Raw genomic sequence first — 9867 nt, forward strand, 5'->3', positions numbered from 1 at the left:
ATGCCGGCTTATCGGTTATTTTGCGGCTCGTTCCATCCCACTCGATCCGCCACTATGTCAGTTGGGCCGGAAATACCTATCGAAGGTGCGTTTGTCGTCCTCGATCTGACGCTCCCGTTCCCTGCGCTTATCCCAATTAGCAAAGGGGTCCCAGAATCCGCATGAAAGGCTATAGAACTCCCTGGCGAGCACGAGCGTGCATTGCCACGTCCCGATATCGAGCGGGACATGAAGACTGTTGTAGCTCACGAGTGCGATTCCCCTCCGTCACCGTGATTGTTCACGTCAATCCTGGCGATGGCATACGGGGCAGTTGTCACATTGCGTCAAGACGTGCGTGATTCTCGTCAGTTCATGTGCTGTTTGCGCGCGCAACCGCGAAATGCGAAAAACGCGAAGACCAACGAAATGAAAGCCCTGACGAGGGCTTTCATTGTCACCACAGATTCCTGACTTTATCCCGCGACCGGTCCCACACGTCGTTCGCCGTGCCCGTGCTCAAACACGCGGCACCCCATCCTCAACGAGCACGGCAACGGGCATCGTCGTCAGCGCATCGCGCAGATAAAGCAGCCCCGTGTCCTCCACCTTCGGCGCGGCGGGGCTCACCCAGTCGAACAGCGCGCGCGCAAAGAGTTCTTCGGGCATCTGCGCGGCCGTGTCCTCCCAGTCGATCGGATCGACGAGCGGCACGTCGTTGTCGGCGTCGAGCAGCGCCGTCGACAGACGCGTCGCGATCACCACCGCCCAGCAGTTGCCGTGACGCCGCGCAAACGCGATCACGCGATCCGCGTGCCGGCCTTGCACCGTCAGCGGCAGATACGTGCCCTTGCTGAGCAGCTCCGGTATCTGCATGCGCAACGCGAGCATCCGCTGAATGACGGCGAGCTTCACGCGGCCATCGCGCCAGTTCGCGAGATACGCGGAAGGCGGCGCATCCGCGAGCATCGCTTGCCGTTGCGCGAAATCGACAGGCCGGCGGTTGTCGGGATCGACCAGACTGAAGTCCCACAGTTCCGTGCCCTGATACAGATCGGGCACGCCCGGCGACGCGAGACGCAGCACCGTCTGCTGCAAGCTGTTCACGACGCCCGCGCGGCCGATGCGCGCAACGAACGCGCACAGCTCGCGCAGGAAGCCGTCGCGGCGCTGCGGCGCGAGGATGTCGAACAGGAATTCGCGGCAGCCGTTCTCGAACGCTTCATCGGGCGCGAGCCATGTCGTGCGCAACTTCGCTTCGCGCAGCGCCTTCAGTTGCCATTGCGCGACGCGTTCGGCGAGCGCCTTGATGCCCGCGTCGTCGTCGGGTGAGAGACCCGGCGGCCAGCAGCCGACCAGCGTCTGATACAGCATCGCCTCGGCGGCGGGACCGGGCGCCCAGTCGTCGTCATTGCCGTTCAGCGCGCGGCGATGCGGCGTGTTCAGCGTCGTCCATGCGCGCAGTGTCGCGATCCATTCGTCGGCGATTTCACTCACCACAGCGAGCCGCGCGCGCATGTCCTCGCCGCGCTTGTGATCGTGCGTGGCCGTCGCGAGCATCGCGTGAGGGAAGCGCCGCGCGCGCTCCTGATTGCCCGCATGAAACTGCTCGACCGACAGCGCGAATTCGCCCGGATCGGCGCCCACTTCGCAGCGCGACAGCAGACGCCCATAGCGGTAGCAAGCGGTATCTTCGATCGCCTTCGCGGCGACGGGCGCCGTCAGTTGCGAGAACACCGTCTGCACGGTGCGGCGCGCCGAAGCCGTGTGATTGAACGCGCCAGGATTGCCCTGCGGCGCTTGCGAGGATTGCAGCGCTTGCCGCGACTGCGAAGCCTGCTGCGACTGCGAGGACTGCTGCGACTGCGAAGCCTGCTGCGACTGCGAAGACTGCGAAGTCTGCGAAGACTGCGAAGACTGCGACTGTTGCGGCGAAGCCGAACGTCCGTTGCCGCTCTCGTCCGTGCCGCTGCCGAGCCACGCATCGACCTGCGCCAGCACGCCATGATCGGCGCGCGACAGCGTTTGCTTCGCGGCATCGAGCGCGATGTCGAAGTACGCGTTGTCGGCGCTGCTGCGCAAGCCGTTTTGCGGATAGATGCGATACACGGGGAAGTGCGCCGCGAGTTCGTTCGTCACGCGGCGGATCGCGGTGTACGTGAAATCGCGCGTCGGAAGGTTGTCGCGTGCAATCCGATGCAGCGCGCGCGCCACGCGGTCCAGTTCGGCGGGCAGATTTTCCGCGAGTATCTGGCGACGCGCAGGCAGCGCCTCGTCGGCGAAATTCGCGGGGCGGCCGCTCAGTTCGGCCCACGCGTTCGCGAGCGGCGCGGCGCCCGCCGGATCGTGCAGCAGCGCGCCGACGTCGTTCATGAAGTCATAGCCCGTCGTGCCGTCGACGGGCCAGTCGTCGCGCAGCGTCTCGCCGCGTCCGAGAATCTTTTCGACGACGATATACGGCGTCGTGCCCTCGCGCAGCTCCGAGAGCCGCTGACGCAGCCGCTGCGTGTATTCGCGCGGCTCCGCGAGCCCATCGACATGATCCACGCGCACGCCGTCGATCACGCCATCCGCATACAGCCGGAAGATCAGCGCGTGCACGGCGTCGAACACTTCGGGGCGCTCGACGCGCACGGCCGCGAGCGAGCTGATATCGAAGAAGCGCCGCCAGTTCACTTCGTCCGATGCCGTGCGCCACCATGCAAGCCGGAAATGCTGCCGCTCGATCAGACGATGCAGCCGGTCGCGCGTGACGGGCTCGTGCGGCGAGTACGTTTCGAGCACGAACTCGATCGCCGACGCGCCGTTCTGCCGCACGAACTCGACGAGCGCCTCGCGGCCTTCGTTGGCGCGTGGCTGATCGGCGGGCTGCGTCGTCACGGGAGCGAAGCGCTCGGCGAGCGCGCTCAAATCGGCGCGATCCGCGGACTGCAAGATCGCCGCGTAATCGACGGGACACACGGGGCACGCGTGCTCGCCATAGCCGATATGGAAGCGGCCGCTGGCGGCGTCGAAGCGCAACCCGATGCGCCCTGCCATCAGTTCTTCGCCGTAGGGCGCGCCGAGCACCGGCATCAGCACCTTGCCGCGCAGCGCGGGATCGGGCGAATGCCAGTCGACGTCGAAGTAGCGCGCATACGCGCTGTGCCGGCCCCACTCGAGAATGTCCTGCCACCATGCGTTGTGCGGGCTCACGCCCATGTGATTCGGCACGATGTCGACGATCAGGCCCATGCCGCGTTCGTGCAGCTTGTCCGCGAGACGCCGCAGGCCGTTTTCGCCGCCGCACTCGGCGCTGACCTGGCTGTAGTCGACGGTGTCGTAGCCGTGCACCGAGCCGGGCGCCGCCGTCGTGACGGGCGATGCATACAGGTGGCTCACGCCGAGCGTGGCGAAGTAATCGACGCGCGCGAGCGCATCGTCGAATGTGAAGCCGCGATGGAACTGGAGTCGGAGCGTGGCGCGCGGGACAGTCATGGCGTATCGGACAACGAAGATGCTGAGGTTGGATCGGTGCGCGCCCGCTCGATCGCGAGCAGGCGGTCGCAAAACGTTTCATCGGCAAAGAGCGCTTCGACCGGCTGCATCACGCGCCGGCGCCAGTTCGGATGCTCGTCGATCGAGCCCGGCAGATTCGGCTGATCCGCGAGACCGAGCAGGTCTTCGAGCGGATATGTGACGAGCGGCGACGGCGTAATGGCGACGAAGGCGAGCGCTTCGTCGACGGGCGCATCGTCGGGCGGCGGCGCGGCGACATCGCGTGGGGCGATGCCCGCCTGCTGGAACGCCTGCCACAGCGCGGCGCGGTCGCCGGCGCGTTCGGCCTGCGCGAGCGCGACGGGGTCGCGGCCATCGGCGCGCGGAGCCGTCTGCCCGACGCGATGGCGCCACACGATGTCTTCGCCGCGCCACCAGCCGGTAACAGTCGGCAGATCGTGTGTGGTCGTCGTCGCGACGGCGTCGCGGTCCCACTCGGCGGGCGGCTTGAAGCCGCTGCCGTCCTTCGTGCGCTCGAACCACAGCACGCGGATACCCGCAAGCCCGTGCTCCGTCAGCCGCTCGCGCAAGCCGGACGGCACGGTGCCCAGGTCCTCGCCGATCACGATCGCGCGATGCCGCCACGATTCGAGCGCAATCAGCCGCAGCATGTCGTCGAGCGGATAGCGCAGATACGCGCCGCTCTTCGCGGGCTCGCCTTCGGGCACGAGCCATAGCCGCCGCAAGCCGAGGATGTGATCGATGCGGATGCCGCCCGCGTATGCGAACGCGGTGCGCAGCATGTCGATAAACGCCGAGAAGCCCTGGTTGCGCATCGCGCGCGGCGAGAAAGTCGTGAGGCCCCACGCCTGGCCCGCCTGGTTGAACAGATCGGGCGGCGCGCCGACGGACACGCCTTGCAGCATGTCGTCGCGATACGACCATGCGTGAGAGCCCGCGCTGTCGCAGCCGACGGCGAGATCCGCGATCAGTCCGACGGACATGCCCGCATCGCGCGCCGCGTGTTGCACGTGCGACAGGCCCTTCGCGGCGAGCCATTGCAGGAACAGATGGAACTCGACTTCATGCCGATGCTCGTTCGCAAACGCCTCGACTTCAGGACTGCGCGGGTCTTGCAGCGGCTCGTCCCACTTGCGCCAGTAGCCCTCGCCTCCGTGCTGCAACTGGAACGCATGCAGCGCTTCGAAGCGCGCGTGGTCTTCGAGCGCGCGGCCGCCGCGCTCGCAGAAGCCATGAAATTCGAGCGCGCGCGGCAGATCCCGCGCGCGGTCGTTTGCGCAGAAGCGCTCGAACAGCACGCGCAACACCTTGAGCTTCAGCGGGATCGCCGCCTTCCAGTCGATCAGCGGCTGCGGCTCCAGTTGCGTCCAGGCGTCGGCGGCGCCCGCTGCATCGAGCGCGGCTTGCGCGGCCTGCGCGCCAAACACGGCGGCGGGATCGATATGCGTGACGTTCAGCCACAAACGCGACGACGGCGAATACGGACTGAAGCTTTGCGGCAGCGCGCTGAACATCGCGTGTGTCGGGCTGATCGCGAGCGCATGCGCGCCGCGTTTCGCGCTTTCGATAGCCAGCGTCGCGAGCGCCGTGTAGTCGCCGATGCCGCCGTCGCCGATCCGGCGCAAGCCATAGATCTGCGCGGCGATGCCCCACAGCGGCTGCGGGCTGGCGTCGTCGCCGTGCATCGCGTGCCACGCATCGGCGACGGTGTAGCAGCGCGCGGGAGCGACGGCGAGCGTCATCCGGTGATCGTTGAGCACGAGCGTGTGATAGCCGGGCTCGTCGATCGGCGAGAGCAGCGCCGCTTCACCCCTGGGCGCCGTGAAGCGGCCGTCGATCAGCGAGCCGCTTTCCAGTTCGATCCGGTAGTGGCTGCCCGACTTGATCGCGGCGGCGGGCAGCGCGATGCCGCGTCCGCATTCGACCGTCATCAGCGGCGGCAGCTTGCGGCCGGACAGTTCGGCTTCGAGCGCGGCCGAGCTCTGGCGGACCTGCGTGGCGCTCGCGCAGGGCAGGCCCATTCGATCGAGCAGCGCGGCGAGCGTGCTGTCGGGCACGCGCTGTTTCCTGCGATGCGCGTCTTCCCATTCGACTTCGAAGCCTGCGCGCGCGGCGAGGCTGTCGATGGGCATGGCGGGGCGTCGGGTAGTGGCCAAGCGTGTCACTCCTCAGTGGCGTTCGTGCGCGCGTCGTGGCTGACCGCGTACTCGCTGACGTCGCCCGTCATCCATGCAACGAATGCATTCGACGGCAGCTCGCCCGCATCGACGCGATCGCGCGCGCGCGGCGGCGTCTCGAAGATCACCTTGCCCTCGGGCTGTATTTCGAGCCCCACCGCTTCGTTGCCGAGATTCAGCGCGACCGACAGAGTCTCGCCGTCATCGAGCTTCCAGCGCGCGACGAGCGCGTTCGCATCGAGTCCGCCGTCCGCTTTCAGCACGGCCGCGCCGAGCGGCTTCGCGCGCTTCAGGCGCGGCGCGATCAGCTTCGCGCGCACGGCCAGCGCCGACTTGTAGAAGTGCATCCATTCGAACGCTTCCTTGTCGTCAGGGGTATCGCTGCGGCAGGCAGCGAGCGGCGACGACTTCGCGAACGTCTGCGGATCGTTCGGATCGGGAATCTGCGCGCGGCGCTTTTCATCGGCGAACGCGGAAAAGCGCGCGAATTCCTTGAGCCGTCCTTCGCGCACCGCGTTCGCGAGATCGCCTGTGTAGTCGGTGAAGAACAGGAACGGCTGCTTCGAGCCGTACTCTTCATCCATGAACAGCAGCGGAATTTGCGGCGACAGCAGCAGCAGGCCCGTTGCGGCGAGCAGCGCGTCGTCGGCGCACAGCGCGCGCAGACGCTCGCCCATCGCACGATTGCCGATCTGGTCGTGGTTCTGCAGGAACGTCACGAACGACGTGGGCGGCAGATGGCCACTCGGCTGCCCGCGCGGCTTGCCGTGATGAATCGGCGAAGGATCGCCCTGATAGCCGAAGCCGCTGCCGAGTATCCGCGCGAGCTTGTGGATCGGCTGATCGGCGTAAGCGGCGTAATAGCCTTCGTGCTCGCCTGTCAGCAGCACGTGCAGCGTGTTGTGCGCGTCGTCGTTCCATTGCGCGGTGAAGTGCGTGTCGAGCAGGTTCGCCGTATTGCGCTCGTTTTCGAGCACGAGATGCACGTGACGTCCGTGTTGCACATGCGCGCGCACGTGATCGGCGAAACTGCGCAGCCACGCGTCGTTGTCGATTGCATGAACGGCGTCGAGGCGCAGGCCGTCGATCCGATATTCGTTGAGCCAGTACAGCGCGTTGTCGCTGAAGAACTCGCTCACTTCGCTGCGCTCGAAGTCGATCGCGGGGCCCCACGGCGTATGCGTGCCTTCGCGGAAGAAGGGCTTCGCATACTGCTGCAAGTAATTGCCGTCCGGGCCGAAGTGGTTGTAGACGACGTCGAGGAACACGGCGAGGCCGAGTCCGTGTGCAGCGTCGATCAGCGCCTTCAGATCGTCGGGGCGGCCGTACGCGGAGTCGGGCGCAAACGGCAGCACGCCGTCGTAGCCCCAGTTGCGCTGGCCCGGAAAGTCGTTGAGCGGCATCAGCTCGATTGCGGTGACGCCGAGCGCGGCAATCTCCGGCAGGCGCTTCGTCACGCCCGCATAACCGCCCAGCGCGCCGACGTGCAGCTCGTACAGCACCGTTTCTTCCCACGGGCGCCCGCTCCAGTGCGTGTGCTGCCAACGGTACGCGCGCGGGTCGATCACTTCGCTCGGACCGTGCACGTCCCGCGGCTGGAAGCGCGACGCGGGGTCCGGCACCATCAGCGCGCCGTCGAGCTTGTAGCGGTACAGCGTGCCCGCGCCGCATCCGGCTTCCGTCTCGAACCAGCCGTTGCCCGTCGCGTTCATGTCGAGCAGGCCCTGCGCGGGGCCGCTTTCGATCATCGCCTGCACCTTCGCGCACGACGGCGCCCACAGCCTGAAGCGCGTGCGCGGCTTCGCGCTCGCCGCGCCGAGCAGTTGCGCGCCGAACGGCAGGCAGTGCGCGTGATGATGCGCGTGAGGGTCGATCGGACGTTCATGCATGATTGTCACCATTCATCGGCGTGCTCATCGATGTGCTCATTTGTGTGCTCATTGACGGGCCCGTTCGCGTGTTCATTCGTGCGTTCGTGCGCTCGTTCGCGCGTTCATTCGGATGGCTCCGGGTCCGGCATCGACGTGCCGGGGTCCGGCGGCAGCGCCGTCAACAGACGCGGCCCGTACTGCGCGCCCGCGCGCCAGCTCGCCTGCCAGTCCGCGTCGCCCGTGGGCTGTGCCGCGAGCACGACCATGCTGTGCGCCGCGACTTCCAGATCGGGCGCCGCGAGGGGGGCGGGCGGCGCTTGCGGGTCAGATGTATCGATGAGCACGTGCCATTCCAGGTGCGGCGGGGGCGGCGTGAAGCGCACGGCCGCCGCCGACGCGTTCAACATCATCAACAATACTTCCGTTTCTTCGTTCAGGCCCGGGCCCGCGCGCCGCAGCGTGAACGCGCGGCCTTCGGGGTCCTGCCATGCTTCGATCGTGAGCGCCTCGCCGTGTTCGTCGAACCAGCCGACGTCGTAAAGGCCGGGCAGCACCTCACGGTCGCCGAACAGGAAGCGGTTTTCGCGCAACAGCGGGTGCTGTTTGCGCAACGCAATCATGCGCGCGAAGAACGCGGTCATTTTGCGCCCGTGCGGAAGCGCCGCGCGTTCCCAGTCCATCCACGAAATTTCGTTGTCCTGGCAGTACGCGTTGTTGTTGCCGCGCTGGGTGCGGCCCATTTCGTCGCCGGCGAGCATCATCGGCGTGCCGAGCGCGATGAAGAGTGTCGCGATCAGCGAGCGCGCGACGCGTTCGCGCGTTTCGGCGATGGCGGGATCGTCGGTCGGGCCTTCGATGCCCCAGTTCGAGCTGCAGTTTTCGTTGTGGCCGTCGTTGTTGTTCTCGCCGTTCATCTCGTTGTGCTTTTGCGTGTACGAGACGAGATCGGCGAGCGTGTAGCCGTCGTGCGACGCGACGAAGTTGATCGACGCCGTCGGCTTGCGAAAGCGCCGGTTGAAGAGATCCGCCGATCCTGTCAGACGCGCGGCGAGATCGGGCCGCATGCCGGCGTCGCCGCGCCAGAAGCGGCGCACGGAATCGCGGAAACGGTCGTTCCATTCCGCGAAGCCGGGAGGATGATTGCCGAGCTGATAGCCGCCAGGGCCGATGTCCCAAGGCTCGGAAATCAGCTTGCGCTGCGCGAGGATGGGGTCCTGGCGCAACGCGTCGAAGAAGCCCGAGCCCGGATCGAAGCCCGAGTGCTCGCGTCCGAGCGTGACGCCGAGATCGAAACGAAAGCCGTCGATATTGAAGGCCGTCGACCAGTAGCGCAGCGAGTCCATCACCATTTGCAGCACGCGCGGGTGGGGCAGGTTGAGCGTGTTGCCGCAGCCCGTGTCGTTGATGTGATGCCGTTCGTCGCCGGGAATGAGGCGATAGTAGCTGGCGTTGTCGAGTCCGCGCCACGACACGGTGGGGCCCATTTCATTGCCTTCGCACGTGTGGTTGTAGACGACGTCGAGTATCACCTCGATTCCCGCCGCGTGCAGTTGACGGACGGCGATGCGCATTTCGTCGAGCCGATGCGCGGACAGATACGACGGCTCCGGCGCGAAGAACGCGGCCGTGTTGTAGCCCCAGTAGTTGCGCAGTCCGCGCTCGACGAGAAAGCGGTCGTTGAGGAACGCGTGGACGGGCAGCAATTCGACGGCCGTGACGCCGAGCCTCAGCAGATGCTCGATGAACTCCGGCGATGCGAGCGCGGCGAAGGTGCCGCGTTCGGGCGCGCGCAGGTCCTTGCGCAGCATCGATGCGCCGCGCACGTGCGTTTCATAGATGACGGTTTCGTTCCACGGCACGTTGGGGCGCTTGTCGTGGGACCAGTCGAATGCTTCGTCGACGACGACGCACTTCGGCATGGCGGGCGCCGAGTCGCGCCGGTCGATCGACAGGTCCATTCTGTTCGAATGGACGCGATAGCTGAAGAGCGCGTCCGACCATCTGAACTGACCGATGAGCTTTCTCGCGTAGGGATCGAGCAGCAGCTTGTGCGGATTGAAGCGATGACCGTTTTGCGGCTGATAGGGGCCGTGTGCGCGGAATGCGTAGACGGTGCCCGGGTGCGCGTGGGGCAGGTAGCCGTGCCATATTTCGTCGGTGCATTCGGGCAGTGCGTAGCGTTTGAGTTCCTTTCTGCCTGTCGGCTCGAACAGGCACAGCTCGATTCGTTGCGCGTTCGCGGAGAACACCGCGAAGTTCACGCCCAAGCCGTCCCAGCTCGAGCCCAGGGGGTATGGGTTGCCCGGCAACAGTCGGTCTGGTAGTACATGGGACATGGTTTT

Annotated in this window: 4 protein-coding genes; all 4 read right to left on the reverse strand. The window is 66.4% G+C overall.

The features are described from left to right. Positions 1-498: 498 nt before the first annotated feature. The gene (gene treY / locus AABE10_RS03100) at positions 499-3456 is read right to left on the reverse strand and encodes a malto-oligosyltrehalose synthase (RefSeq protein WP_342931812.1); all 2958 of its coding nucleotides are present in this window, start codon (positions 3454-3456) and stop codon (positions 499-501) included. Next, a complete protein-coding gene (gene malQ / locus AABE10_RS03105) occupies positions 3453-5609 on the reverse strand; it encodes a 4-alpha-glucanotransferase (RefSeq protein WP_342932245.1) in 2157 nt (718 codons plus the stop codon). The genes treY and malQ overlap by 4 nt, the downstream gene beginning before the upstream one ends. A gap of 29 nt (positions 5610-5638) precedes the next feature. Then, on the reverse strand, positions 5639-7543 hold the full coding sequence (treZ, locus tag AABE10_RS03110) for a malto-oligosyltrehalose trehalohydrolase (protein WP_342931813.1): 1905 nt from the start codon (positions 7541-7543) through the stop codon (positions 5639-5641). Between the two features lie 104 nt (positions 7544-7647). Next, a complete protein-coding gene (gene glgX, locus AABE10_RS03115) occupies positions 7648-9861 on the reverse strand; it encodes a glycogen debranching protein GlgX (protein WP_342931814.1) in 2214 nt (737 codons plus the stop codon). Positions 9862-9867 lie beyond the last annotated feature (6 nt).

The sequence above is a fragment of the Paraburkholderia diazotrophica genome, assembly GCF_038900755.1.
Lineage (GTDB): Bacteria > Pseudomonadota > Gammaproteobacteria > Burkholderiales > Burkholderiaceae > Paraburkholderia > Paraburkholderia diazotrophica_A.